Annotated in this window: 21 protein-coding genes; 3 read left to right on the top strand and 18 right to left on the bottom strand. The window is 60.8% G+C overall.

Features of this window, described 5'->3' with window-relative positions; genetic code table 11:
• The 18 genes from F4Z81_04505 to F4Z81_04420 all read right to left on the bottom strand — a co-directional run.
• Positions 1–918, bottom strand: a 918-nt coding sequence (locus F4Z81_04505; protein MXW04315.1) for a 6-bladed beta-propeller, incomplete at its 3' end; no start/stop codon positions are given.
• Positions 919–982: 64 nt separating this feature from the next.
• Positions 983–2299, bottom strand: a complete 1317-nt coding sequence (locus F4Z81_04500; GenBank protein ID MXW04314.1) for an efflux RND transporter periplasmic adaptor subunit — start codon at positions 2297–2299, stop codon at positions 983–985.
• Positions 2300–2359: 60 nt separating this feature from the next.
• Positions 2360–3388, bottom strand: coding sequence for a 6-bladed beta-propeller (locus F4Z81_04495; GenBank protein MXW04313.1), 1029 nt, complete (start codon positions 3386–3388; stop codon positions 2360–2362).
• 278 nt (positions 3389–3666) lie between these two features.
• Positions 3667–5229 carry a sulfatase-like hydrolase/transferase gene (locus F4Z81_04490; GenBank protein ID MXW04312.1) on the bottom strand — a complete coding sequence of 521 codons (1563 nt, stop codon included), beginning with the start codon at positions 5227–5229 and terminating at the stop codon, positions 3667–3669.
• Complete coding sequence (locus tag F4Z81_04485) at positions 5192–6607, bottom strand: HlyC/CorC family transporter (protein MXW04311.1); 1416 nt, start codon at positions 6605–6607, stop codon at positions 5192–5194. Before F4Z81_04485 ends, F4Z81_04490 begins: the two co-directional genes overlap by 38 nt.
• Positions 6507–7022 carry an rRNA maturation RNase YbeY gene (gene ybeY / locus F4Z81_04480; protein ID MXW04310.1) on the bottom strand — a complete coding sequence of 172 codons (516 nt, stop codon included), beginning with the start codon at positions 7020–7022 and terminating at the stop codon, positions 6507–6509. Before ybeY ends, F4Z81_04485 begins: the two co-directional genes overlap by 101 nt.
• Before the next feature lie 18 nt (positions 7023–7040).
• Positions 7041–8006 carry a PhoH family protein gene (locus F4Z81_04475; GenBank protein MXW04309.1) on the bottom strand — a complete coding sequence of 322 codons (966 nt, stop codon included), beginning with the start codon at positions 8004–8006 and terminating at the stop codon, positions 7041–7043.
• 117 nt (positions 8007–8123) lie between these two features.
• A complete protein-coding gene (locus tag F4Z81_04470; GenBank protein MXW04308.1) occupies positions 8124–8636 on the bottom strand; it encodes a DUF402 domain-containing protein in 513 nt (170 codons plus the stop codon).
• 7 nt (positions 8637–8643) lie between these two features.
• Positions 8644–9171: a thioredoxin family protein gene (locus tag F4Z81_04465; protein ID MXW04307.1), complete on the bottom strand. Its 528-nt coding sequence runs from the start codon at positions 9169–9171 to the stop codon at positions 8644–8646.
• Between the two features lie 76 nt (positions 9172–9247).
• On the bottom strand, positions 9248–9814 hold the full coding sequence (locus F4Z81_04460; protein MXW04306.1) for a nitroreductase: 567 nt from the start codon (positions 9812–9814) through the stop codon (positions 9248–9250).
• Positions 9815–9850: 36 nt separating this feature from the next.
• The gene (locus tag F4Z81_04455; GenBank protein ID MXW04305.1) at positions 9851–10084 is read right to left on the bottom strand and encodes a FeoB-associated Cys-rich membrane protein; all 234 of its coding nucleotides are present in this window, start codon (positions 10082–10084) and stop codon (positions 9851–9853) included.
• Between the two features lie 88 nt (positions 10085–10172).
• Complete coding sequence (gene feoB, locus F4Z81_04450) at positions 10173–12407, bottom strand: ferrous iron transport protein B (GenBank protein ID MXW04304.1); 2235 nt, start codon at positions 12405–12407, stop codon at positions 10173–10175.
• 6 nt (positions 12408–12413) lie between these two features.
• Complete coding sequence (locus F4Z81_04445; protein ID MXW04303.1) at positions 12414–12677, bottom strand: ferrous iron transport protein A; 264 nt, start codon at positions 12675–12677, stop codon at positions 12414–12416.
• 3 nt (positions 12678–12680) lie between these two features.
• Positions 12681–13175 carry a hypothetical protein gene (locus F4Z81_04440; protein ID MXW04302.1) on the bottom strand — a complete coding sequence of 165 codons (495 nt, stop codon included), beginning with the start codon at positions 13173–13175 and terminating at the stop codon, positions 12681–12683.
• Entirely contained in the window at positions 13172–13615 is a 444-nt protein-coding gene (locus F4Z81_04435; protein MXW04301.1) for an FMN-binding protein, read from the bottom strand. The genes F4Z81_04440 and F4Z81_04435 overlap by 4 nt, the downstream gene beginning before the upstream one ends.
• A 133-nt stretch (positions 13616–13748) precedes the next feature.
• Positions 13749–14759: an FAD:protein FMN transferase gene (locus F4Z81_04430; GenBank protein ID MXW04300.1), complete on the bottom strand. Its 1011-nt coding sequence runs from the start codon at positions 14757–14759 to the stop codon at positions 13749–13751.
• Positions 14760–14762: 3 nt separating this feature from the next.
• Positions 14763–16034, bottom strand: coding sequence for a hypothetical protein (locus F4Z81_04425; protein MXW04299.1), 1272 nt, complete (start codon positions 16032–16034; stop codon positions 14763–14765).
• A 217-nt stretch (positions 16035–16251) separates the two neighbouring features.
• Positions 16252–16782, bottom strand: coding sequence for a metal-dependent transcriptional regulator (locus tag F4Z81_04420; protein ID MXW04298.1), 531 nt, complete (start codon positions 16780–16782; stop codon positions 16252–16254).
• A gap of 298 nt (positions 16783–17080) precedes the next feature.
• On the opposite strand from F4Z81_04420, the gene F4Z81_04415 reads away from it, so the two are divergent.
• Genes F4Z81_04415 through F4Z81_04405 form a run of 3 tightly spaced genes read left to right on the top strand, consistent with a single transcriptional unit; the run spans position 17081 to position 26136 of the window.
• Complete coding sequence (locus F4Z81_04415) at positions 17081–19387, top strand: hypothetical protein (GenBank protein ID MXW04297.1); 2307 nt, start codon at positions 17081–17083, stop codon at positions 19385–19387.
• 23 nt (positions 19388–19410) lie between these two features.
• The gene (locus tag F4Z81_04410) at positions 19411–24192 is read left to right on the top strand and encodes a hypothetical protein (GenBank protein ID MXW04296.1); all 4782 of its coding nucleotides are present in this window, start codon (positions 19411–19413) and stop codon (positions 24190–24192) included.
• A gap of 54 nt (positions 24193–24246) precedes the next feature.
• Complete coding sequence (locus F4Z81_04405) at positions 24247–26136, top strand: BamA/TamA family outer membrane protein (protein MXW04295.1); 1890 nt, start codon at positions 24247–24249, stop codon at positions 26134–26136.
• Positions 26137–26223 lie beyond the last annotated feature (87 nt).

The following is a 26223-nucleotide window of genomic DNA, read 5'->3' as shown; positions in this document are numbered from 1 at the left end:
GGAGAGGAGATTGCCATCAGCGGCATAGAATTGCATGGGAAGTTCGATCGCAAGCTGAACAGGTTCGCCGGCCATAGTGAAGAGATCGCCGAAGTAGTCAATAGTTCCGTCGCTCTCGACGTTTTCCTTCTTTCGCTGCGTGAGTACGTGATCAGAGACAACGAGGGCTCGCAGTATGGGCGTCCAGATTTTCATGATCTCCTTGTGGTTTATAAACATGGCACCGGGCGGATAGGTGAGCTTGCCGTAACCCGGGGAATCGGCTTCGTAAGTTGCTATAACAGTTCCGTCCCACTGCATTCTGTAAACGGGATATTCCTTGACCGTGGAGTACAGAATATGGCCGTCCGGTGTCTGGCTGAAATGCTGATCACCAATGGTATAACCAACCGCCTGGTCCGGCACTCTTTCACCTCGGCTGCCAATGATGCCGCCATCCATATCGTAAACCGTGAAGAGTGTTGGCTCCCAGAGAGAATTGACCGCGATCCGGCCATCCTTGCTCACCAGGATCCCTGATGTCATTGGGAGGAAGTCCAATCTGAAGTCGTTTAAATGTGTACCATCCTTCTTGAATATCATTACCCGGCCGTTTCCGGTATCCAGCACGATAATCTTGTCTTCAAATACAGCGGTTCCGGTGGGATGCTGCAACTCGCCGGGACCGGCTCCCTCCCGCCCGACACGTCGGATCAGTTTGCCTTCCGAGTCACAAATCCAAACGGAATGCTGCTGCCAGTCCGTCAGGTAGTACCGTCCGTCCGTGTCCTGAATCAGATCTGAGATTAGTCCGACAAACTCATCTCCAAGTTGAAGCGGGATTGCACTGACTTTCTCGAATGCGAATGGCTGGGCATCTGCCGTACCTGAAGCAGCCGTGAAAACAATTGTTGATACGACGGAGATAAGCATTTTCAAAACGATATCGCCTTTCTTCAGGAATACACTTTCTTCAGGAACACACGTGCATTGGCAAGCCGCATCATTCCCTCAACCGCACCCGGACCGGGACGTCGTGGGCCAGGGTGATGTTGCCGGTGACGGCCACCGTGTCGCCTTCGCTGACCCCGGAAGTCACCTCCCTCCAGGCGTCGCCTTCCTGCCCTAAAGTGACGTAGGACCACTGCGCCCTTCCACCTTGAATGACAAACACCAGCGTGCGTTCGTCGCGGCTGACGATGGCCTCGTCCGGCACGGCGATCCGGTTTTCGTATGAAGTACCCTCGATAAGCACCTCGGCGAACATGCCGGGCTTGAGCCGTCCTCCCGGATTGGCGAGTTCCGCTTCGACGATGGCCGTCCCGCTCTCTTCGTCGACGGTGGGGTGTATACGGGATATCCTGCCTTCGAAGAACTCGCCGGGCCACGTGGTGACGCTGATGCGTATCCCGTGACCGACGCCGACGGCGCCCAGGTCACTTTCCAGCACGGCAGCCCTGACGCGTACCCTGGAGATGTCGATCAATTCGAAACAGGTCTCGCCCGAACTGACCTGTTGACCTTCCTCTACCAGTCTTTCTGCGATGATGCCTGAAAACGGAGCATGGACGGAGGTCTGCTGGAGTTCCCACTGCACACGGGCATGCTCTACTTCGGCCAGGATGAGTCCCGTGTTCAGCGCTAGGAGATCCAGCTGCGATCCACTGAGTAACTCCGCGGCATCCAGGTTCCTTTGCGCCGACTTCAGTTTCCCGTCATCGATTTCGCCAAGCTCAAATGCCTGACGAGCCTTTTCCAGTGCTTCGCGTTCACGTACCACCCAGGTCGTGTCCGAGTTCAGTACGGCGGTAGTATCCATGACGTACACGGCATAGTCGATCCGCTTGTCCAGCAGATCCGCTTCCGCTTTCTCGACACTCAGTTTGAACGGCGCTTCGTCCAGGCGCAGCAGCAGGTCGCCCTCCGTGACGCGATCGCCCTCGCGCACCAGGACTTCCAATGCCTTGCCCGAAACGCCGGTACTCAACTTGGTGCGCCGGATGGCTGTGAGCCGGCCCGATGCGACGATCGAACGGGTCAGTGTGCGGGGGCTCACCACCACGGCTTCGACCGGGAAGGGCTGCACGGTGTTCTCAGATGGATTGACTTCGGCAGCCCCATCGGCAGTTTCCTGAGCGGCCTCCTCACCGGGATCTGCAGTACACGCACTCAGGCAGGCTGCAAAGGTCACGACGACCGCAACCAATACAGCGAAGGTTGTTACTCGAATCTTCACAGGTATTCGTCCTTGAGGATCGGACCATTGAAAGAGGATCGGACCAAAAAAAACCGGGAACCATCGAATCGTTACCGTTTTCAAACATTTCTGTCAAGCCGCGAAGCGCCTTACCTCGACCAGGAAAGTGGTTGAGAAACGTAGTTACAGATCGTCGAGAGACCGTCTCAAGGTGTAGACAGCCACCGATGGATTCGCCTGGTCATCCGACGGTTCCACCAGCATGTAGAGCCGGTCGCCGCGAGAGAACAGCGTACCGGGCGCCCTCGTGTAATCCGGCAACTGGATATCTTCCGCAATCGGGTTGAGATCCAAATCGTAGAGGGCAAGGAACGCGCGCGAATAGCCGGGTACAGCAAACACCACCGCAAGGCCACGGTCGCCGATCCGCAGGATCTGAAGGATATGGCTCCATTGGTCATGGTACTCGTTAAGACGGGGAATGTCGTTCAAGATACGTACGTCGAATTGATCAGGCGGTGGGACATAGTGCGCCGACCGGCCCTGGACTGAGTCGACAAGGACGCCATCCAGCGTATACTGCGAAAGGGTGTACTCGTAAGGCGATATGGTGTAGAGGAATCCCTCCGATATGACCAATCCTCCGCCCGATGATCTGGACGCTTCATTGTAGTTTTCAGATTGAAGCACGAACCTTCGAGAAAGCTGGCCCTCATCGTCCAGTTCGCATACCAGTTCCGTGGGATGGGTGGACCAGTAACCGAATAGCCGGCCATTGTCTGAGTAACTGATTTCATCCAGGTGCTCCGATACCGGCATGGAGCTGACGAAACGGAATGTCCTGTCATAACGCGATATTCGGGACAGCGTTCGGTCATACAGGTACAACCCATCATTGAAAGAGGTCATCGAGACCGGATAACGGTACTCGCCCGGACCGTCGCCCGGCCCGCCGATCCTTCCCTTGCCGGTCCCGGTCCGGTCGTAGATCCCTACACGCGGGGTGACATCCAGTATGATGATATCGCCGTCCGGCGTTACCGTTCCTATTCGGGGCAGAGGTCCGATAAGAAACTCGTCGCTCGAATCCAACACAATTCGGGATTCTTCCCGGAAAACATCGTCGAAAACGAGCGTTCTTTCCTCGGCACAACCAGTCAACAACACCGGAAACACGGCCGTAGCGGCAAGCGTGGTCAGCACAGGATACATAGGGTCACCCAGAATAAACCTTACAAACGATCCCAAGCACTATTCGACCGATAACAAACCAGAAAGAAACACCGCCATCAATAGGGTATTACCCTACTTTCTGCGCATGATCTCGCGTTACTATCTGGATGGATCGGGTGAGCTGGAAGAAAGGGTACTGACGGACCGTTCCGAATACCGAAGCGAGGCCCATCGACCACATGATCAGGGACTTAACCCTTAGACTAAGTTGTGGTGATTTAGTTGCGAATGGAAACAGTGCAATTCGAAAACCGCACCTACAACCCCGGCTTCTCCGCGTCTTCCGCGGCCGGCCCCTGCAGGTTGACGTTGTCCCCGGTGGGCCAGCGCACGTTATAGTGCGCGGAGCGGTCCCGCTTGTAGCCGGCTTGCCAGTAGTTGCTGGCCGCCAGCCATTCCAGCAGGTCTTCCTTCATCTTCGCCTTGATCCCGGCATACGCATCGTCGTCCCACCGGTTCCACAACTCTCCGGGATCGGCCTCCAGGTCGTATAGCTCGCCCTCCTCCTGGCCGATGTAATAAACCATCTTGTGGGCCGGGCCGCGCATCATGATCTGGTAGTTGTCCTCGCAGAAGACGTAGTCACGCGGCGTGACGGATGCGTCCGGGTCGGCATAGGGCAGCAAGGACCGCCCTTCCAGGTAGGTGGGGACCGGTACGCCGGCCGCCTCGAGGATGGTGGGACCGAGGTCCATGAGAGAAACCAGGTTGCTTACGTGGTCGCCCCGGCGCCGGCGGTCCGGGTATCGGATGATGAGCGGGATGTGGGTGATGGTGTCGTACATCAGCCACTTGTAGGCCAGGGCGTGGTCGCCCAGGTTCTCGCCGTGGTCCGAGCAGAAGATGACCAGGGTGTTTTCCAGGTAGCCCCGTTCCTCCAGGGCGTCCAGGATCTCTCCCATCTTCTCGTCCACCGTGGTCACCTTGGCGTAGTAGTGACGGCGCATGCGGTCGATGCGTTCGTCGTTGGCCAGGTACATGTTGATGCCGGATTCGTGGCCGGCCGTGGAGAACATCTTCTTCAGCGCTTCCTGCTGGGGCGGTTTTTCCGCCAGTTCGTTCTCCCGGGTTACCGGCATGGGTATCTCGACATCGTCGTACAGGCTCAGGTGACGGGGGAGGGGATCCCAGGGTTCGTGGGGACCTGTGAATCCGATTTCGAGGAAGAAGGGCTTGTCGCCGCGGTGGCTGCGGATCCAGTTGAGCGCCGAGTTGCCGATGAAGACGTCGCTGTGGAAGCGCTCCTCCTCGTGCCACGGCACGCCCTGCAGTTTGGTCCACCAGTGGGGGTCCGTCAGGTGGCGGTCGTTGGGCCGCTCCACGCCGTGGAAGGTCATGTACCGGCCCCAGTCGTCGTCCGCGCCGCCGCCGGCCAGACTCATGCCGGTCGGGTTCTCGACGACGACCCGCTCGTGGAAGCCGCCGGGGATGTCCCGGGGCATGAAGTGCATCTTGCCGATGCTGGCACACCAGTAGCCGTTTTCCGCCAGGTCCTGCACCCAGTTGCGGTGGCGTCCCCAGGGCTGGAAACTGTAGACGCCCGTGTTGTGGGGGTACATGCCGGTGAAGATGGCAGCCCGCGAGGCCACGCAGGTGGCGCCCGGACAATAGGCCTGCCGGAAGGAAACCCCTTCGGCGACCAGCCGGTCGTGGGCCGGGGTGATCATGTGGGGTTGGTCCCAGCCGCGGATCGTGTCGATGCGCTGCTGGTCCGTCATGATGAGGATGATGTTGGGGCGGTCCGGGCGGTCCGGACGGTCCGGGCCAGGCGGGCCAGGCGGGTTAGGCAACGCGGTCCTCCATCTCACCGTCGCCGTCATCCTCGGACGGAGGATGCAGCCGGGTCACCTCCGCCTTGATGATGCGTTGGCCTTCGACTTCGCGCACCACGATCCGGGCGTTCGGGAACGGCACATCCTCTCCGGGTTCGGGCACCCGGCCGAGCTCATTGAAGATCAGCCCGCCGACAGTTTCGAACCCGTCCGGCGTGATATCGAGGTCCAGGATGTCGTTCAGCGTATCGATGTTGAGCCGGGCGTGGACGATGTAAGAGCCGTCGGGCGTCGCCTCGTACATGGGGTCCTCGTCGTCGTACTCGTCCTGAATCTCGCCGACGATTTCTTCGAGCAGGTCCTCCAGGGTCACCAGGCCCGCGGTGGTCCCGTGTTCATCCACGACGATGGCCAGGTGGATCTTCTCCTGCTGGAACTCTTTCAGCAGCTCGGCGGCTTTCTTGGTCTCCGGCACGACGTAGGGCGGGCGAAGCAGCCCGTCCAGATCCTTCTCCCCTTCCGGGTCTTCGCTCAACTGGAGCAGGTCCTTGGCGTAGACGACGCCCACGATATCGTCGACGGAATCGCCGTAAATCGGAATCCGGGAGTGTCCCATCTCGCGGATGAGCTCCAGCAGTTCCGGAATGGGCCTGGATCGTTCGGCGCACACCATGTCCACTCTCGGGACCATCACCTCGCGCACGTTGGTGTCGTGCATTTCGATGATGCTGCTAATCATCTCCTTGTCGTCCGGTTTCAGTTCGTGGGTTTCTTCCAGTTCGAGCACCCGGTGCAATTCGTCGTCGAGCCAGTATGGATTGCGTCCGCTGCTGAAGAGCCCCCCGCGTGCCATGCGCCGGTTGACGAGCAGCAGCGGCGTGATCAGCGGCCAGAACAGCCAGTAGCTGATGAGCACGAGCACGGCGGAGACGCGGACGGTCGGATCGGAGTAGTGCGATACGAGCAGTCTCGGCAGCCATTCGATGAGCACAAGCAGGAGCCCGATGGCGAACAGTCCGAAAAGGGTCAGCGTCAGCGTCGAACCGAACCAGTCGGTGAGCGGCGGGGTCAGGAACAGCGCCACCACGGAGATCACGACGCCGGCCGTGGTGATGATCTTCCCGATCAGCAGGGTGGTGAAAAGGCGTTCCTGGTTGTCCAGCCACCGGGTAACCCGGCTGGACTGTCCGCCCTCGTGGGCGGCCTTGAGTTCCTGGAGCGTGGTTTTGGGCAGGCTGGAAAACGCGGATTCCGCTCCGGTCAGGAGCATGGCGTAGAGGGTGCATCCAATGAGGACAAGCCATTCGATCAATAGAGGAACGTCGTCATCCACAACATTTTTCTCCCACTTGACCTTCCGGAATCCCGCGGTCAGCCTGGTCAGCCTGGTCGGCCTGGTCGGCCCGGCCGAACCTGACCGCCGCATCCGCCGAATAGACCCGCTCCTTCTCCCGCATCACTTTGCGCTGTGAAGCGGTGTGGTGGTCATATCCCAGCAGGTGCAGGCACCCATGGACCACGAGCCGATGCAACTCGTCGTCCAGGGACACGTGATGACGGGCGGCCTGTTCCCGGGCCCGGTCGACGGATACGTAAACGTCGCCCAGGGTTTCCCCTTCGGAACCGGGATCGTCGTCCATGCCGAACGACAGCACGTCCGTCGCGCGATCCAGATGGCGGTACTTGTGATTCAACTTCCGGATATAGGGGTCATCGACCAGTACCACGGTCACGGCCGCATGGTCCCGGCCTTCGCCCCGGAGTACCCGGCAGACTGCGGTCCATAGCGCCTCGCGCGGGATGTCCGGCGCGGGCAGGACGGTCTCGATTTCAATATTCAAGTGTCGTCGCGGGTGGAATTACGGGTTTTCATGGCGTTCATAGGCCTTGATGATGTCCTGGACGAGCCGGTGCCTGACCACGTCCGTCTCCGTCAGGTATACAAAGGAGATCCCGCGAATGTCCGCGAGCACTTCCTGCACGTGTACCAGTCCGGAAACCTTTTCCTCGGGCAAGTCGATCTGGGTGATGTCCCCCGTGATGATCGCCTTGGAGTTCGCGCCCAGGCGGGTCAGGAACATCTTCATCTGCGCCGTCGTCGTGTTCTGGGCCTCGTCGAGTATGACAAAGGCGTTGTTCAGCGTACGGCCGCGCATGTACGCCATGGCGATGATCTCTATGGTCCCGTCTTCGATGAGCCGCCCGGCCTTGTGGTTCGGGATCATGTCGTGCAGCGCGTCGTAGAGCGGCTTCAGGTACGGGTCCACTTTTTCCCGCGGGTCTCCGGGCAGAAAGCCGAGACTCTCTCCCGCTTCAACGGCCGGCCGCGCCAGCACGATCCGGTCGACTTCCCCATGGCGGAGGGCCGAGATGGCCATGGCGACGGCCAGGTAGGTCTTCCCCGTGCCCGCGGGTCCGATGGAGAAGACGATATCGCACTTGCGAACCTGGTCCACGTACTTCTGCTGATTGGGACTCCGAGCCCGGATCCGTTCCCGCCGGGAGAGCACGTCGATGGAATCGCCGTAATCCGATCCCTGATCCTCGCCGCTTTTCGTCCCGGTACGCGTTGCCCGGATGATGTCATCCACTTCCTTGGCCCGACCCTGCTGGACGGACTTTATCATTTCGCGCAGCACACGGGTGATCTGCCTTACCTCTTCCGCCTTGCCCGTTATCACGACCTCTTCGCCCCGGGCGGTGATTTTGGCGTCGAATTCGCTTTCGATGGCGCGCAGCCTGGAGTCAAACTGGCCGTAGAGCGCGAGGGGATCGATGCCCTTGGCCGACAGGCGTTGCGTAACCGTGTTTTTCAATGATGGCATATATTGGAAGGTCGATGCTTGTACGGTGCGATTCGCCGGCCTGTTCCGACTGTCCGGTCAGGCAACGCTTTCGCCACGTTTCCCGTAAGTAAAATCTAAGGCTGAATCCGGTCCGTGTCAAGCGTATTCCGAATGCGATTCGATGCCGAGGCGGTCGAGCAATGCGTCGAAATCCCTCATGATCCGGTGTATGCCGCGCTGGACTTCCGCGGCGGACGTCCTGATGCGATTCGCCGTCTGCCCGTCGATCAGTCCGGCGTCGCTGGCCTGCTGAAGCTCGTCCTCATCCAGCACGCGGCAGCCGCCGTCAGGGTAGAACCACAGGTCCAGCAACTGGTCGTCGTATTCCACGCGGTCCGGTCCGATCCGCACCCCGTCGCACAGGTGCACGTAATGCCCGACGAGACGGCCGTCGGGTCCGATCATCTTCCAAAGGATGTACGGAAGCCCCTCTTCGTAATACGCCAATGTCAACGTGCCGGCAGGGATCCGGATGTCACCCTGGCTGTACGGCCGGTCGGACCGGTAGGAGATGACCATGCGGCTGCCGCCGTGGTGCAGCAGGCCGCACTGGAAGGACTGGTCGGGCTTGCCCGGGTTGTGCTTGATTTCCGTAATGGTGGTGGCCATGGAAGGGCTACGTGATCCCTTCGAGGACGTCCCGGATCTCCGTGACGAGGGGACCGTTACCGTTCTGCCGGTACCAGGTGCGTATACGCGGGTAGATTTCCTCCATGGGGATCCTGCCCTTGTTGTCCCGCATGATCGCCTGGCACGCCTCGGGACGCGGTCCCCACCGGGCCAGCTCGTTCCGGCCGGCGTCCATGAAGACCAGGTAGGGAATGGCCTTCGAACCGTCGGTGAGATACCGGTCCATGATATCGAGGTTCTCGTCCCGGCGGAAGATGCGGTACGTGATGGACGGGCTGCCCTCCAGCATGCGGACGATGGGCGGGAGGCTCTGCACCACGTCGCCGCACCAGTCTTCAGCGAGGATCAGCACCTTCACGGGCGTCTCGACGGCGGCGAAGAAACCGGCGTCCTCCCCTTCCAAAGTAAATCTGTCGTAATTATCATGGAATCGTTCGAGATTCTTCTCGCTGTTCCCCATGTAGTCATCCCACAGGAATCCCGAGGCGAATCGTTCTTCGGAAACTACGGACATGGCGTCTCCAGGCTGTTTCGAGGTTGACTTGGACAGGTTGACTTGGACAGGTTGGCGGGACGGGTTGACCGGTCGGTCAGGCGAACCACTCGGTCCGTTCGGCGGCGGGCACTCTCTTCTGGGCTGGGACCTGCGCGGGATAGCCAGTGTAGAGGAACCCGACGATCTCTTCTTCCCGATCGTCGATCTTCAGCAGCTCCAGCGTATCGGGATCCCGTATCAGCCCTCCCGTGCTCCACTGCATCCCGATGCCCTCTTCCCAGGCGGCCAGGGCGATATTGTGTATGGCGCAGCAGGTTGCCGCGTAATCCTCCCGGGCGCGAAAGGCGTCCGCGTCCTTCTTGCAGGCCACGCCGATGATCACGGGCTTGGACATGATCTTGGCATAGCCCTTTTCCGTGGCCTTCCGCAGGATGCCGGAATCGTCCGTCTTCGTCTTCTCCCGCTGGATCCTGCAGTAGATGTTCGCCAGGGTCTCCTTGGTTTTCCCGGTGACGACCAGGAAGCGCCAGGGTTCCGTCAGCTTGTGGTTCGGCGCCCACACGGCGGTCTCGAGCACGCGGGCGATCACTTCCCGAGGGACCGGTTCCGGCTTGAATTCGTAAATCGACCGTCTGTTACGGATCGTATTGAATACGGACATGTGATTAGATGTCGACCGTTGCCTCTAAGGCGAAAGCTACTCCCGGATTGACTCCTCCACCTGGATCGGCTCTACCTGGATCAGCTCGTCGTCACGCGATGCGCTGGACTGCCTGGACTGCCTGGTCTGTCCGGTCAGCAACGAGCCGCCGTGAGCGCAGCTCCCGCATCCCTTCCGGTCCCGGGAGGTGAACTGCCGGGTGAAAGTGCGCAAGACAAACGCGGCCGCGACCCCCACGACTATGGCGACGATCAGGGTTTGAAGGTCCATGATAGCAAGATAATGTCGGACGGGCTAAAAGCCAAGTGGTCCGACGGCTGCCAGGCGGTCCGACGACTGCCAGGAGGTCCGACGGCGGTTATCCGTACCCCAGGAGCAATCCCCCCTGGTAGACGACCAGGGACCCCACGTAGGCCAGGGCCGTCATGTACAGGACCATGACGATGGGCCATTTCCAACCGTTGGTCTCCCGTTTCACGATGGCGACCGTGGCCATGCACTGGCAGGCCAGCGCGAAAAACACCATGAGCGATACGGCGACCAGCGGCGTATAGACCCGATCGCCCGTTTCGGGATCCACCTCGCTTCGAAGCGAGGATCTCAGATCGACCGAGGTCTCATCGGCCTCCTCCACGTTGTAGATCGTGGCCATGGTGCTGACCAGCACTTCCCGGGCGACAAAGGAGGTGATCAGTCCAATGCCCACTTTCCAATCGAACCCGAGCGGCTCGATGGCCGGTTCGATCAACTGGCCGAGTTCGCCGGCGTAGCTTTGCTGTATGCGCGACCGGGAAGTCATGGAATCGTAGTCGTCGGGTTGCGGATAGGACGCCAGGAACCAGAGGACGACCGATATGGCCAGGATGATCTGGCCCGCCTCCGTCACGAAGACTTTTGCCCGCTCGTACATCTGCAGCAGGACCCACTTCAGGGAGGGCCGCCGGTAGGGCGGCAGTTCCATGACGAAACTCGTGGGGACGGCGTCCTTCATGAATAACCGCTTGAACACCAGCGCGGCGCCGATAGCGACGACGATCCCGAAAATATACATGGAAAACAGCATGAGCCCCTGCAGCGTGAACACGCCCAGGATCGTCATGGACGGAAAGAAAGCGCCGATCAGCAGGATGTACACGGGCAGGCGGGCGCTGCAGCTCATCAGCGGCGCGATCATGATGGTGATGAGGCGGTCCTTCCAGTTCTTGATCGTACGGGTCGCCATGATGCCGGGAATCGCACAGGCAAAGGACGAAAGCAGCGGCATGACCGAGTGGCCGGACAGGCCCATGCTCTTCATGAACCGGTCCATGATGAAGGCGACGCGGGCCATGTAGCCCGTGTCTTCAAGCAGCGCAAGGAAAAAGAAGAGGAAGAGGATCTGCGGGAGAAAGACGAGCACGGCGCCCACGCCGGCGATGACGCCGTCCACGAGCAGGTCCCGCAGCATGCCGGCGGGCAGGAACTGGTAGACGAAGGCGCCCAGGGCGGCGATCCCCTCCTCAATGAGCGTCATGGGCGCTTCTGCCCAGGAGAATATGGACTGGAAGACCAGCGCGAACACGGCCAGGACGATGACCGGACCGGCAATCCGGTGGGTGAACGCGCGGTCCAGCCGGACGCTCAGGCTGGCCTGTGCGTCCCGGTCCTCCCGCACCACCCGAGAATAGAGATCGTCGATCTGGTCATACCGCAGGATGGTCTCCAGCATCCGCCACGGAACCTGCAACTCGTCCAGCCTGCCCCGTGTCTGTTCCACGATGCGTTTCAGGTCTTCCTTGCAGGAGGGGTCCTGTCGGCCTTCCATCCAAGTCTGCAGCGCCTGGTCGCTCGAAGTCACGCGCAACGCTTCCGAGGTCTGCGCCACCTCGTTCAGGTTCGTATGTTCCCCGAACCACGCCGCCGCGGGGGCGAGCGCCTCGTCGAGGAGGCCGCCCAGCAGCCGTCTCCGAGGAAACCGTTCGGCGAAGGAAACCGAGGACGGCACCGACCCCGTCGAACCGGTCCCGGCTGCTTCGGTCGACCCGGGTGCGGGCGTATCTGGTCCCACCGGACCGATTTGGTCGAACATCATCTTCCGTAATTCGTCTATGCCTTGCTGACGGGAAGCGACGACGGGCACGATGGGGACCTGGAGCTGATCGGATAGCGCGTCGAGATCGATGTGTACGCCGCTGCTGACGGCGTTGTCCATCATATTCATGGCCACGACGACGGGGATGCCGAGGTCTATGAGCTGGGTGACCAGGTAGAGGTTCCGGTTGAGGTTCGAAGCGTCCGCCACGACCACGATGAGGCGGATGTCCAGGTCCTCGTCCGCTTCCCCGATCAGCACCTCCCGGGCGATGGAATCGTCGAGGGACTTCGGGGTAAGGCTGTACATCCCCGGCATGTCGTGCAGCCGAAGCGTGCCGCCGTCCGGCCCCGTCACGTTGCCCGTCTTTTTCTCCACGGTCACGCCGGGATAGTTGCCCGTTTTCTGACGAAGCCCGGTCAACGAATTGAATACGGAAGTCTTGCCCGTATTCGGATTGCCGACGAGGAGTACGTCGATTACGGATTCACGCGCCGTATATGTATCCGAAACTTCAGCCATTAACCATCATTCTCTTTCCACCATGACCGAACGGGCCTCCGCGCATCGTATGGACAGATGGTATCTCCGAACGCGTATCTCGATCGGATCGCCCATAGGTGCGCGTTTGATCATTTCGACGGTTGTCCCGGGTAACAGTCCCAGTTCCATCAGGTGAACTTCTTCCCCCGCCGTGCCTTTGATCTGCCTGATCGTCGCTTTCTCGCCCGGTTTCAACTCATCCAGGCAAATCGTATTCGCTTGTGTACTGGTAAATTGTTCGGATTGCATGGGTTATCTCGCGTCAGAAGGTCCGATGCCGGTACTCGCTACGGAACGCAAAGGTGTTTTTCGGATAGGCAGTGCCCCCTTTTTGCGTAGATGGATTACCTGATGCACGAGGTAACCGGTTATCCAGAGGAAAGATGCGATGCAATGAACGACGATCCAGATTACGCGCCAGGTCTCGCCGACCGACACCTGGATCAGGTACCCCGATACGACCATGGGAACCATCGTCAGCATCATGCTTATCCCACTGCGCCGCCCGGTCGTCAATCCGCGCCGATAGTGGTCGTAGACATGGTTCTTCCAGATCAGCCCGATGGCGAACACTGCGAACGGGGCGACCACGATATGAAGATACTGCACGCCGGGCTGCCATGGGTGGTTGACCACGGAGTAGGCATCCGCGGGTTCCATGAGGTATCTCATGACGGCGTAAGCCACTCCGGTAACCCCGACCAGGATCGTCGAGATATGTACGAACCATACTTCGATCCTGCTCAATGTCCCAGTTGATCCTTGATAACATGATGAATCGCCAGCATGCGCCGCACCGCGTCGGTGGTGCTGCGCGTCGTTAAGGTTGCGCCCAGGATGCCGCGTATTCCCCGGTTCACGGCGAGGCGGTCATCCAGCCGCTGGCCCGGGAACAACCGATACCAGGCCTCCGGAGGTATGTACTCCGGTGGTTCATTGAACACCAGCAGTTCGACGCGGCTTACCCTGTCGTCCGGGTCGATGGCCACCATGATCGTTTCCCCCAGCGTACGCACGATATGGCTGTCGAAGTATGCGACTCCGGCGATTCGGCCTCCCTTCAACGCCACGTAGGGGTAAATGATTACACTGTTCAGTTCCACCCGTGCCATTCCGCCGGCATCGGTTTTCTGCTGCTCCGTCAGGTAAATCGTCCGCCGCTCGATTTCGCATTCCGGAAACGCCATTTCGAGCGCTTCGCCTACGGACAGGTAAACGTTGGCAGAAGCAGGGGCCGGTAACGTAATCAGTACAGCAGTCGCAAGCAGCCATGGGCTGAACCGCATTGCCTGCAGCAGGACCGGCCACGACGGCTTGGAATTAACGGAAGGACAGGACGACATCCGGTCCTCCTGAATCGATTCGGCCCCTGAATCCGGTTGTCGCGCGGGCGTACATACCGTCATCGGAAGATTCAAGCACGAGTACTTCTATCCCGTCGCGTTCCGCCGCCCAGTCCAGGGCCTTTTCCGGTCCGAGCACGTAAAGGCCGGTCGAAAGGCAGTCCGCCGCCAAGGCGTCATCGGCCCACACGGTCAGCGAACCGAAATCCGGTACGGGCATTCCGCTTTTCGGGTCAAGGATATGGCTGTAGGTTCGATCGCCGATCACGAGACCTCTCTCGCTGTTCCCCGATGTGGCCAGCGCTCCCCGGTCGATGGTGAGCGTCAGCGCGACCTGTTGCCGGTCCGATGGATCCGCCACATCGAAACGAACGGATCTGCCGGAGCCGTAAAGCGCCACCTGCCCGCCCAGGTTGATCATGGCGGACGTCGCATCCGTCTCTGTCAGCTTTCGTACCGCGTCGTCCAGGCCGGCGCCTTTACCGAATCCCCCCTCGTCGATGCGCAGGTCGGGATGCCGCCGGGCGGCGGTAGGCCCGTCCATATCCAGCGCCTCCAACCCCGGCAAGTCCCCAACCCGATCGAGCAACGCGCGGGTCGGCATCTTCCCGCCGCTGCGCAGGCCCCATATCTCGGTGAGCGTCCCGATTCCGGGATCGAAAGCGCCGCCAGTCGCGATCCACCACCCCCGGGCAACGGTCAGATCCGCGGCCAGTTCGGGGGACAGGCTCACCGTCCGCCCCACCTCGGCTTCGTTCAATCGGGCCAGTTCGGAATCGTTCGTCCAGGTCGACAGCCTTCGCTCAGCCCGATGCAGTGCTTCCAGTGCTTTCTCGCTGGCTACCATCGCCGCGCGCCGGTCCCCGGCCTCGACCGAGATCACCAGGGTAGTACCCATCAGGGTCAGATGACGCTCGACGCGCACGGGATCCGGCCGGTTTTCGGGCAGCAGGGCCAACCAGGGTATGAGTAAAAGGCTGATGGTCATGAACTAGAAGACGTATCCGACTTGTAGGTTGAACTGATCGAGTCCCGAGTCCGCCTCGTTGGTGTTGTTCTTGTAGTCCACCTTGAACACGATCCTGGGTTCGGGCTGATAGGCGGCGCCGAACGTAATACTGCCCTTGTCGTTTGCCGGGTTCGATGTGTAACCCGATGGCACGGAGGCCTGCGTGTTCACGCGCTCGTACCGCAGGTATGGCATGAAGGATTGGCCGACGTAGCTGGAGCGGTGCAGCAGGTCGTATCCTGCCTGGACGTAGAATCCATTCAACGTTTCACCCACGGAACCGTTACCGGTATAGCCGAGCGCATCGTTCAACGCCGCCACGTCACCCAATTTCGCGTAGGCGGCGAGGGCGCTGAACCACAGGCCTGAATGGCGAATGTCGACATGGCCTTCGTAGATGCCCGTCGGGACCTTGACATTGGCGTTTTCGCGTGCCAGATCCTGGCCCGAATTACCATAGTAGAATGACCCGCCGAAGAGAACCCCGGGCCGCGGCGTGACGTCCGCCCTTCCGACCAGCGCGAAATGGTCGCTTACCGCTCTGCCGCCTTTCTGCCGGCCGCCGCGCAGACCGCCGGATGAGAACTTGGAGCCTCTAAGACCGTTGACGATATAGGCCCTGTAGGAAACCGTACCCGTGTCGCCGTAGATGCCCAACCCGTTCTCCCGCCAGGTGCTGGGCATGATGGCTTTCTCGACGTCCGGCCGGTTCGCGCCCATGTAGACCGTCGGTTCGTGCAGTTCGTTGACCAGTCCCATGGGGACGAGCAACAGGCCGAAACGCATGTTGAAGGCGGGGCTGTGAGTATACTCCAGGTGGATAAACTCGGCCGAGACGCTGCCGCCCGCGCCCGTCGAGCCGTGTTCGAACTCGAACTCGGTGTTGAGGAGCCATTTGCTGTCGAACTTGTACCCGACGTACACGATGGCGCGCAACAGGTCGGTCACGTCCGCCTTGCCGCTCGAGCCGTCGTCCTTTTCGCCGGCGTAATTGAAATACACGGCCTCGCCGTAACCGCCGATGGAAACGCCGCGCTCGGTCTGGTAGATCTTGGAAGCCGCGGGACCGAAGCCGAATCGGCTTTGATTGGCATCCACGAGAGCTTCGCCCAGTTTCAGCTGTTCGATCTCCTGGGCAAGCGCATCGATCCGTCGCTTGATTTCCTCGGATTCATCCTTCGTGTCGTCCTGCGCGAACAGCACGCTGGGGAGGATCATCAGGCCGATCACGGCGACCAGTATACGACAGTACATCTAACGAAATCCTTTCGAGTAATACATTGACCCTTTCGAGCGGCCAATATATATTAAAGAACAAGAGGGTCGCGTACGTCCGTACCGCCCTCAGGGACATTATCACCTGTCCTGCCAGGGACTATCGCCGGGCTTGCCGGGCCATGTTGCGATAGTCCCTTTACGTTTTCTGACGACGCGTGAGCCGCCGCCAGGACACCGAATGCTTCCACTTCCCTCACGCCGACTCCGATCGGATGACCAGGCATTCGCCCACTTCCTCGCACACCGCGCAGGTATCGAAATCGCAGATCGTCAGCACGTTGGCGTCCCAGTAGGACTTGAGGAACGCCTTGCCGTGGGGATCGTCCGACAGGAGGAACTGCAGGAAAAGCAGCAGCCGTTCTCCCGTCTTCGTGCTGATCAGGTGCTCGATCTTGCACGCGTCGATCTCCGCCTGTTCCGCGTCGATATGCAGGACGCCCTTGAGAAAGGCGATGAGGATCTGGCGGTGCGACCATACCGACTGCGCCAGCCGGTTTCCCTCGTCCGACAGCCGGAGAAACCGGTTCCTGTCCTCTTCGAGGTATCCCTTCTCACGGAGCGACTTGATCATGATCGACGCGCTGCCGGGTGTGATGTGCATTTCCCGGGCCACGTCTGAAACCCGCGCATATCCCTGTTCTTCGATTAACTGCTGGACCGTCATCAGGTAGTGCGCGCCGCTGTGCGTAATCTCGTTGTGCTCGAACTCTCTCCAGACATCCATCTCACTGTCCGATTCGTTATGGCAACCATCGTGTTGCCGACACAATAAAAAGTTTGGCTTATCAAATATGCCATCGAATAATAAAATCTTTCGTGGGACTGTCAAGAAAAAAGTGGACAATCCGCAAGTTTATTGCAGCCGTGCGCCTGGTTCTGCCCTGTCCCGCCCGGTCTCGTACGCACGCGCACGCCCGGGCGCGTGTACCTAAATGTGTTACGTGGTTGTGTTTACGGAAAGTTGGATGTATTATGTATGATAGGCGTTTTATGCCCTTGACTATAAACACCGGAACCTCGGCATGACGAATACGATCCCTTACATGGAACTTTCGGAGCAGCTTAAGGGCACCGATCTGCCGGATATGCTGATCCGGGATCATCTCGACCGGATGGAGCCGGCCTACTTCGAGCGTTACGAGCCCGGAGTGGTTCGCCAGCACATCGAAATGATCAGCCGGCTGGGACCGGACAGCGCCGCGGAGATCGACGTGGAGCCCCTGGACGATGCCACGTGGCGGCTAACTGTCGTGGCTTTCGACAACCTGACGGTAATCTCGATCCTTTCGGGCCTTCTGGCGTCTAATGGACTGAGCATACGGCGGGGAGACGTGTTCACCTACGCCGACGCGGCGCCGGCGGTTGATGCGCGCAAACGGTCCCTGCGGCCGCGCCGCCGCCGTCGTGTACGTCCGGGAACGCCGGCCGCACCGCCGGAGATCACCTCGGCGTCGCTGAGGACGCAGCGTAAAATCGTGGATGTCTTCCGTGTGGGCGCGCCGTCGGAGGCGCCTCCGGACTGGTCCGCCATTAAACGGGAAATCAAGGATGCCATGCACAGCCTGCGGATGAACAGTGCGGGGGCGCTGCAACGAAGGATCAACGAGCGCGTCGTGGACTACCTCCGTCACGAAGAGGACGCGGAGCGCTCCTCCATGTTCCCGGTGCGCGTGGCGATCGACAACGAAACCGGGACCGGAGCGACCCGCCTGGACATCACGGGCCAGGACACCCCCGCGTTCCTGTACGCTCTTTCGACCGCCTTGGCACTGCGCGACATCAACATACGAAGGATCGACATTGCGGCCGCCGGCGTCGAGGTGCAGGACACGCTCGAGGTGACCGACCGGCGCGGAGGCAAGATTACCGACCCGAGGAAACTCCATGAACTGCGGTTCGTGATCACCCTCATCAAGCAGTTTACCCATCTGCTGACCCGGGCGCCGAATCCCGCCCAGGCCCTGGAACACTTCAACCAGTTGATTGACCAGGTCCTGTCCAACGTACCGCCCGGCCGGGCGATGGAGGAGATGTTCGACCAGCTGGAGAAACAGGAAGTGATCAGCGCGATGGCGACACTCTTCGGCACGAGCGATTTCCTGTGGAAGGACTTTCTCAGGATGCAGTACAAAAACCTGTTCCCTGTGCTGCAGGACATCAGGGTAGTCGGTATCGTAAGGTCGCGGGAGCAGATGGAAGGCGAACTGGCCGCGCGGTTGTCGAAGGTCGGGAGTTACGCCCGCCGCAAGGAGTTGCTGAACAGGTACAAGGACAAGGAGATGCTCCGGATCAGCATGCGCCAGATCCTGGAGAAGAAACAGGACATACAGGCCTTTTCCCGCGAACTCACCACGCTGGCGGAGGTGGTCCTCGAATCTGCGTACGACATCTGCGACCAGGAGCAGCGACGGCAATACGGCGAGCCCACGCTGCCCTCCGGCGAGCCCTGCGTCTTCAGCATCTGCGCGCTGGGGAAGTGCGGCGGCCGGGAACTGGGCTGGGCCTCGGACATTGAACTGATGTTCATCTATGCCGGACAGGGCAGTACAAGCGGCCCCCACGTCGTGTTGAATTCGGAGTACTACGAGCGGCTCGTGCGCATGATCTGCAGCACCATCGAGTCCCGGAGAGAAGGTTTGTTCGAGATCGACCTCCGGCTCCGGCCCTACGGCGAAAAAGGGGCCCTGGCCTCGTCCCTGGAGAAGTTCAACGCGTATTTCAACGAAAAGGGCGGCGCCCTGCCCTACGAGCGTCATGCGCTGATCAAGCTGCGCGCCATCGGCGGCGATCCGGTCCTGGGTGGTAACGTCGAGGACGCCCGCGACGCATTCGTATACCACGAAGCCCCGGTCGACGGCAGGTCGTGGGCCCATCTTCGCGAGCGGCAGAACGACGAACTGGTCGAAACCGGCGCCATAAACGTTAAATACAGTTACGGCGGCCTGATCGACATCGAGTATTTCGTGCAGGATATGCAGATTCTCTACGGTGCCGAAAACCCCTCCGTACGCGGGCCGAACACGCTGGAGGCCATGGAGACGCTCAACCGGACCGGATTCCTTTCAGACGAAGAGCGCGGCATGCTGGACCGGGCATACCGGTTCCTCGTCAGGCTGATCAACGCCCTTCGGATGGTGCGCGGCAACGCCCGGGACCTGGTCCTTCCGGATTGGTCTTCCCAGGAGTTTCTTTTCCTTGCCCGCCGCCTGGGGTACGAGGAGGGAGACGGCGCGGGACCGGACGCGCAGCTGCGGCGGGACATTGAGCGGAACATGGAATGGGCGGCCAGGGCGCTGAGGACCCGTTTCGTCCACAAGCTGTTCGATTGAGATTTCACTCTCGGTATGGCACGATGAAACTACGGCTGAACATATGGACCATGGGACTGGGCCTGCTCGCCGCGTTGACGCTGGCGGCAAGCCTGGGCGTCCTCGTCCTGCTGGGAACCGGCTGGGGCAATGACCAGATCCGCCGCGCCGTGGTGCGGAACGTTCAGGACCGGATCAACGGGCAGGTAACGATCGAGCGTGTCGAAACCGGCTTGCGGACGCACCTGGCGATGCGGGGCGTATCCTTGCGCCTGGCGGACGTCCATGGTGGCGGTGAGGTCGCGGGTGCGGACGAAATCAGGATAGACTTCAACGTCTGGGACGCCGCAGTGGGCGATGCGCCGCTCTACAGCGTCGGGATCGACGGATTCCGCATGGCCTACATCGAAGACGCCGCCGGCAGCGGGATGAATTCCCTGGATCTGCTGTTTGGAGGCCCGGCGCAGGACGGGGAAGCGGCGCAGGACGGGGCATCGGTGCAGGACGGGGAAGCGGTGCAGGACGGGGAAGCGGACGAGGGAACGTCCGGCCTGCCCTTCGATCTGCGCGACCTGCGGATCCGGAATGGCACGTTCCGTTATTTCGATCCCGGGGATTCCACGGCGGTGAGCGCCGGGGAAGTCGGTTTCATCGGCTCCGTGCTCCGGCCGTTCACGGTGGAAGGCGAGATCGACGCGGGACACGTGGCTTACCGTATTGCAGGTTATGAAGACGCGGCAACGAATATGCGCGCGGACGTGTACTTCGAAGGGGACGACCTTACGGTTCACGACCTGATCATGGAATCCGCCCACGGCCCCCTGATCAGATACCACGTGACCGGCGAGATATCGACCGCGGACGAGAACCCGGCCACGCTGGATTTCGCCGCGAACGGACAAGTCGGCGCCATACTGAGGATCATCGGTTTCGAAAACACCATGCCAGGGACCTTCACCATGACCGGGTCGCTGCGCAACGGCCTGTCCGATCCGGCCATCGAGGCCAGGTTCGCGTCGCCGGTGGTACGATCGGAATACGGTGCGTTCAACCTGGCCGCGTTGGATATGGCCTATGCGCGGGACGTGCTCACGGTCAACCGGTTCCGGGGCCGGCATGAGGCCGGATGGATATCGGGAAGGGGCCTGCTCGATTTCAGCGGTGAATCTACCGGATACCGCCTGCAGCTGGAGTCCCCCGGGATCGCGCTTCCCGCGTTACCGACGGTCCTCGTCGGCGCCGGGAGCGAACTGGAGGGCGAGGTGGAATTGGCCTTCGAAATGGAAGGCGACGGCTTCGACGATGCGCCCCGCAGGGCCGATCTGAACGCTACTTCCGCCCTGGTGAGCATAAGCGGCCTGCCGTTGCGGGAGGTAACGGCGACGGCCGCGTACCGTCGCGGCCTGCTGCGGACCGACCTTCGGGAAGCGTCATTCCAGGTTAACACCGAGGGACATCTCGGTACGGACGGGAACATCCAACTGACCGGTTCGGTCGACGTGCATGACGTCGGACAGCTTCCCCCGCCGCTGGACTTCGCAAATCTCCGAGGTTCGGGCGACCTGGATCTCTACCTGCTGGGCACGCTCCGGCGGCCGAACGTGCGGTTGGGTGGCTGGCTCAGCGGCCTGGCCTATGGCGATGTCCTCCTCGGCGAAACGAAAGTCGAAGGGTTTCTGGACGAACGGCGCAACCTGACGGTCAATGCCGTGCTGGACAGGCTGGAACTCCGCGCCAGGACGAACCTGGCCGGGGACCAGGCTGTTTCCGGATACTTCAACGTGCATGACCTCAGGCTTGCGGACTACCTCCAAAGCGAATCCTGGTGGGGGCTGGATGCCATCCTGCGTATGCGGGGCGATATTGCCGGTACCCTTCAACAGCCCTCCGTAACGGGGATGGGCTCCGTTAAGAATCTGTCGATTCAGAACGAAGACCTGGGCGACACCGATCTGGAAATGACGATCGACACGGACCGCCTGGCATTCACCCTGACCAGGGTGCCGGGTCCCACCGTACACGCGGAAGGATCCCTCGAATTGACCGGGCAGTACCCCTACGATCTGCGGGTCGATCTGCTGCAGACTTCACTGTCTCCGCTGCTCTCCATACTCTCCAAGAGACCGATCGAAGGCGGCACCGGTACGTTCAGCGGGAGCGTAAACGCCGTGGGACTGGCCGGGTATCCGGACCTTTCCACCATAACGGTCTCCCTCGATTCGCTGGATGTATTGATGAACGACCGGATACTGCATTCCGAGGCCCCCTCCACCGTGAAGCTGGAGAACCAGGTCATTACCGTGGACGAATTCAGACTGGCGGGCGATTTCGGCCGCATAACGGTCGACGGTACGGCGAGTCTCGCCGCGGACGGACCGGTCGACCTTGAAACTGTCCTGGAAGGCGTGCAGCTGGAGTTCTTCTCGCCTTTCCTGGTGTCGGCCGGCACGTTCAGCGGCGCCATGGACGGCGTGATCTCCCTGGGGGGCACTCCGGAGGATCCCAGGATGAACAGCCTGCTGACCGTGTCGAACGTGAGTTATGCAACAGGAAACAGAACAAACCTGCTTGGCACGGTGGCCGCTACGGCGCTTTACGAAGACCGGTTGTTGCGGGTTCCCATGCTATCCGTGCAGAGCCCGTTGGGACGATCGGAGATCGATCTTGTCTATCCGGTCGATCTGCGATGGGCGCCGGAGGTTCAACCGGAGCCGCTTCCGTCCGGCGAGAGATACACGGCGTCCATGGTCGTGGACAACCTGGCCGTGGCGCCCCTGCGGGAGTTCTTCGAGGTGGTTCCCGCCGATCTGGACGGGTACATCCGGGGCAGGATCGACGTGAACGGTTCGGTCCGGGACCGCAGCGACGTCAACGGGGTCATGGCGCTGGATTCGCTGAAACTGTTCGGTCTCCAGAACGAGCTGGTGAACACGGAACCCGTCAGGCTGCATTTCGACGGGGCCCACATCCATATGGATTCCATGTCCGCCACGATTCGCCGAATCAACCAACCCGATGACGAGCGGGGCCGGCTTACGATGGGCGGCCGCCTGGCGTACGTCGATGGCGGAACGGAGGCGGGCGCGTCCGACCTCGTCATCCAGGGTGAGCAGATCAGGATGGACGCCGTCATGGCACTGGCGAATCTCGACCTTCCCCTGGGCGGTAACGTGAATACCCGGATCGAAGTCACCGGTCCGGCCTCCGCCCGGGTCATGGACGCCCGCGTTTCCATGGATCGACCGAGTTACAATCAGGCCTCCCTGGACAGCCTCTCCGCCCACATGGTGTATGGCGGCGGGGAAATCGCCATCCGGGACCTGAGGATTCGCAAAGGCGACGATACCATAACCGCCCACGGCACCATACCTTATGACCCGGCCCGTATTGAAAGGACCGGCGACGCGACCGGTGTGGAGGATATCGCTTTGACCGTCGAAGGAGACGACATCGACCTGTCTTTCCTGAGTGGCGTCGTGTACGACCTCGAACGCATCGAGGGGAAGGCCGACATCCGCCTGTCCATCGGAGGATCGCCCGCTTCACCCCGGTCGGTCGGACAGGTCACCGTTCGGGATGCGGCGTTGCGGTTCCGTGAGTTCGAACCGATGTTCCGGACAGACGTACTCCGGGTCGACGTCGACGGAGGCGCCTTCGAGCTGAAGCCCGCAGCGTTCCGCGCCGGGGACGGCACGGTCCGGGTTTCCGGCGACCTCTTGACGGACAATCTGTCCTTCTCCCAAATCGAAGCCTATGCCGATTTCAGCCAGGCTGAAGTGGAACGGCTCGGTTCGGCCATGCTCATAATCGACGGATCGCTTGCCTGGACCGGCAACAGGGAACTTTCACGGATTTACAATGTAGCCGATCCGATCGTCGTGACCGGAGTGGTCACGCATTCGCTGGATATAGGCGAATTGCTCCTCGACAACGCGATCATACGTCCGCAAGACACGCCGGACCCATTCCTGGAGAGTATCGCGCTGGACGTAGCCGTGGACGTGACCGATCTGGCCGTCGAGAACAATATCGCCCAACTGACCGTCGAGGGCGGAGTGGCCCTTGGCAACACGGTGCAGAATCCCCTGGTGACCGGAAACGCAGTCGCCGAGGAAGACGGCGTGATCAGGTACCTGGGCGCCACGTTCGAACTGGAAACCGGACGGATCGACCTGACCAGACGCGTACCGTTGGAGAGCTTCACCGCGTTGATCGAGTACCCGGTGGCGCAGCTCGACCCGGTCCTGAACATTCAGGCCTGGGCGCCCCGCGTGCGCGACATTCACGATACCTATTACGAAGTGGAACTGCTCGCGTCCGGACCGGTCTCCACGGTGACACCCCAGCTGCGTGCGGCGCCGCGCGACGACAACGCGACGGAGATTCTGGCGTCGGGTTCCCGGTCGCTTGCCGGCCCCGAGGTAATCTACGGTCCCGAGGTCGTCTCCCTGCTGACTTTCGGCACGGCCGGACTAACCAGCCTGGGTACGCCCGATGAATACGCCGGTATGCGAAACAGGGCCTTTATGATGACCGGTGAAGCACTCGCAGAGGCCTTGTTGAATCTCGACGAAGTCCAGGTCGAGGGCGATCCTTTCTCGATGAACAGCGCCATTCAAGCCGGATCGCCGGTTCAACTTACCCTCAGCAAGCGGATCAACCGGCGTGCCCGGGTCAGCTTTACTCGATTGTTCCAATCTTCGGAATACTCGCTGCGGGTCGGTTACCAATTGACCGACTACTTGTATATCGAGACATTTTCCGATCAATCGGGCGAACTTCCCCAGAATGGAATCGACCTCCGGGTCAAATTCCGGTTTCGGTAAGCCTGCGACATTTCTTGTAAGGACGTCAGGGGACCAAACGGTCAGGCAATTCACATGGTAAAGGGAATGAGGCTTCCCTCGAAGCCAACCGTTGCCGAATCGGGTCGTATCGGCTCATCCCGGATGCGGTATACCGGTACGATCCGGACGCTGTTTCTCCTGGCGATCCTGTACGCTTTCCCCACCAACGCCCAGCAGTCCCTTATCGTCGAGCGCATCGTCGTCGATGGCAACGCGTCCATCGCCGAGGACCGTATACTCAGTCTGATCGAAACCAGAACGGACAGTTTTCTAAGGCCCAGATTCTGGCAACGCAGACGAATAAACAACGCCGTCTGGCGGACCGACCTGTCGGCGATAGAGAGTTTCTACAGGAACAGCGGGTTTCTGGACGCAAGAGTCCGGTCCGTTCGCGAAGAGATTGACACGGATCGGATCGCGCTCAGGATCGTCATCGACGAAGGTCCGCGGTACACCGTGCGCGCGGTCAATCTGAACGGCTTCGGATACCTGTCCGAAGACGAGGTCCGGCAGAACCTGATCACGCGGGAAGGCCAGGTTTTCTACCGGCTGTCCGCCGCGACGGACAAACGCTACATCCAACGTCTCGCCGATCGCCGGGCGCTGCTGGACGTGGTGGTGGATTCGAACATCGTGCTGCACGTGGAGGACCGTACCATTACCGTAAACTTCCGGGTTACCGAAGGGCATCCAGTCAGCGTGGGCACGATACAGGTCCGAGGTCTGCTGAAGACCCACAGAAACGTGGTGATCCGCGAACTGGAGATCCAACCGGGAGAACTCTATGACAACGCGAAGATATCGTTGAGCCAGACCCGGCTCTTCCAGACGGGCCTGTTCCGCAGCGTGCGCCTGTCGCCCCTGAGGAGCGACACCTCCGCCACGGTGCGGGACCTGGTGGTGGAGGTCACCGAACTGCCCGGTGGCGAGGTGAGCTTCGGCGCCGGGTACGCCACGGCCGAACGCTTCAGGGGCAGCTTCAGTGTCGCCTACCGAAACTTGCTGGGCCGGGGGATCACCATTGGCGCCAACGGTCAGATCAGTACGCTCTTCCAGCACGTCGAGTCGGGGGTCACTCAGCCGTGGTTGTTCCGGACCAGGACGACGGGCATCCTGCGCGCGTTCTTCCGGCGCGAGGACCGCATCAGCCATACCGAGCAGGAAGCGGGCGTGTCCGTGGCGGTCAACCGCGAACTCTCCCGCACCTACCGCAGTCAACTGACCTATACGCTGAAGAACATCGAGGTGTCGTCGCTAAGCGACGAACTGGCCGAGCTCCTGCGAAGCGGTTCGGAAGTCGACAGCCTTCGGTCCAGGCGCGAAGGCAGTCTGACCGGGCTTGTGACGTACGACACGCGGGATGATATCCTGAATCCGAAGACGGGTTTCTACGGTCAATTCCAGAGTAGCGTGGCCAGCCCACTGCTCGGCAGTTCCACGCTCAACCGGAGCTCGATACTTACGGTGAGGGCCATAGCCCGTAAGTACCTGTCTTTTTCCAACGCGCCGGATTTTTCCACTGCGGTCTCGTTCGCCTACGTGAGGGCGCTGAATGAAAACCGCGTACCCCTCGACAGCAGACTGTTCATCGGAGGCGACCGATCGGTGCGGGGGTTCGGCATTAACCGGATCGGCCAGCCCGACGGCGGATTGATCGCCATCAGCGCGCAGCATGAAGTCCAGATACCCTTTTCCCGTTTTGACCTGGCCTTGTTCGCGGACTGGGGCGGGGTAGGCAAGACGGTGGGTTCTTTCGGTTTCGGAGATCTCCTGCTCGGTTACGGGGCGGGAGTCCGGGTGAATTCGCCGATCGGGCTGATTCGGGGCGACGTGGGCTTTCACAATCAAAGCAAGATCGACCCGCCCAATTCGAGGAAGTACGACCGGACGTTCTTCTACTTCGGTCTCGGACAGGCGTTCTGATTTCGACCGGACGGCGCCTTTCCGCATTGCCTTCAATCACCCATTTACCCATTCACCCATTTGTCTATTCACCCAAGAGCCGACGCG

The sequence above is a fragment of the Gemmatimonadota bacterium genome, from assembly GCA_009835325.1.
In the GTDB taxonomy this organism is placed as follows: Bacteria; JAAXHH01; JAAXHH01; order JAAXHH01; family JAAXHH01; genus JAAXHH01.
The sequence above is the reverse complement of the archived record's forward strand: the minus strand, read 5'-3'. Positions and strand labels throughout refer to the sequence as shown.

Excerpts from the sequence above, each read along its gene's own strand:
- F4Z81_04460 (MXW04306.1), bottom strand. The coding sequence starts at position 9,814 with ATGTCCGTATTCAATACGATCCGTAACAGACGGTCGATTTACGAATTC.
- F4Z81_04445 (MXW04303.1), bottom strand. The coding sequence starts at position 12,677 with ATGCAATCCGAACAATTTACCAGTACACAAGCGAATACGATTTGCCTG.
- F4Z81_04470 (MXW04308.1), bottom strand. The coding sequence starts at position 8,636 with ATGGCCACCACCATTACGGAAATCAAGCACAACCCGGGCAAGCCCGAC.
- F4Z81_04465 (MXW04307.1), bottom strand. The coding sequence starts at position 9,171 with ATGTCCGTAGTTTCCGAAGAACGATTCGCCTCGGGATTCCTGTGGGAT.
- F4Z81_04420 (MXW04298.1), bottom strand. The coding sequence starts at position 16,782 with ATGGATGTCTGGAGAGAGTTCGAGCACAACGAGATTACGCACAGCGGC.
- feoB (MXW04304.1), bottom strand. The coding sequence starts at position 12,407 with ATGGCTGAAGTTTCGGATACATATACGGCGCGTGAATCCGTAATCGAC.
- F4Z81_04430 (MXW04300.1), bottom strand. The coding sequence starts at position 14,759 with ATGACCATCAGCCTTTTACTCATACCCTGGTTGGCCCTGCTGCCCGAA.
- F4Z81_04415 (MXW04297.1), top strand. The coding sequence starts at position 17,081 with ATGACGAATACGATCCCTTACATGGAACTTTCGGAGCAGCTTAAGGGC.
- F4Z81_04435 (MXW04301.1), bottom strand. The coding sequence starts at position 13,615 with ATGGCGTTTCCGGAATGCGAAATCGAGCGGCGGACGATTTACCTGACG.
- F4Z81_04490 (MXW04312.1), bottom strand. The coding sequence starts at position 5,229 with ATGACGGCGACGGTGAGATGGAGGACCGCGTTGCCTAACCCGCCTGGC.
- F4Z81_04485 (MXW04311.1), bottom strand. The coding sequence starts at position 6,607 with ATGCGGCGGTCAGGTTCGGCCGGGCCGACCAGGCCGACCAGGCTGACC.
- F4Z81_04475 (MXW04309.1), bottom strand. The coding sequence starts at position 8,006 with ATGCCATCATTGAAAAACACGGTTACGCAACGCCTGTCGGCCAAGGGC.
- F4Z81_04410 (MXW04296.1), top strand. The coding sequence starts at position 19,411 with ATGAAACTACGGCTGAACATATGGACCATGGGACTGGGCCTGCTCGCC.
- F4Z81_04495 (MXW04313.1), bottom strand. The coding sequence starts at position 3,388 with ATGTATCCTGTGCTGACCACGCTTGCCGCTACGGCCGTGTTTCCGGTG.
- F4Z81_04425 (MXW04299.1), bottom strand. The coding sequence starts at position 16,034 with ATGTACTGTCGTATACTGGTCGCCGTGATCGGCCTGATGATCCTCCCC.
- F4Z81_04455 (MXW04305.1), bottom strand. The coding sequence starts at position 10,084 with ATGGACCTTCAAACCCTGATCGTCGCCATAGTCGTGGGGGTCGCGGCC.
- F4Z81_04405 (MXW04295.1), top strand. The coding sequence starts at position 24,247 with ATGGTAAAGGGAATGAGGCTTCCCTCGAAGCCAACCGTTGCCGAATCG.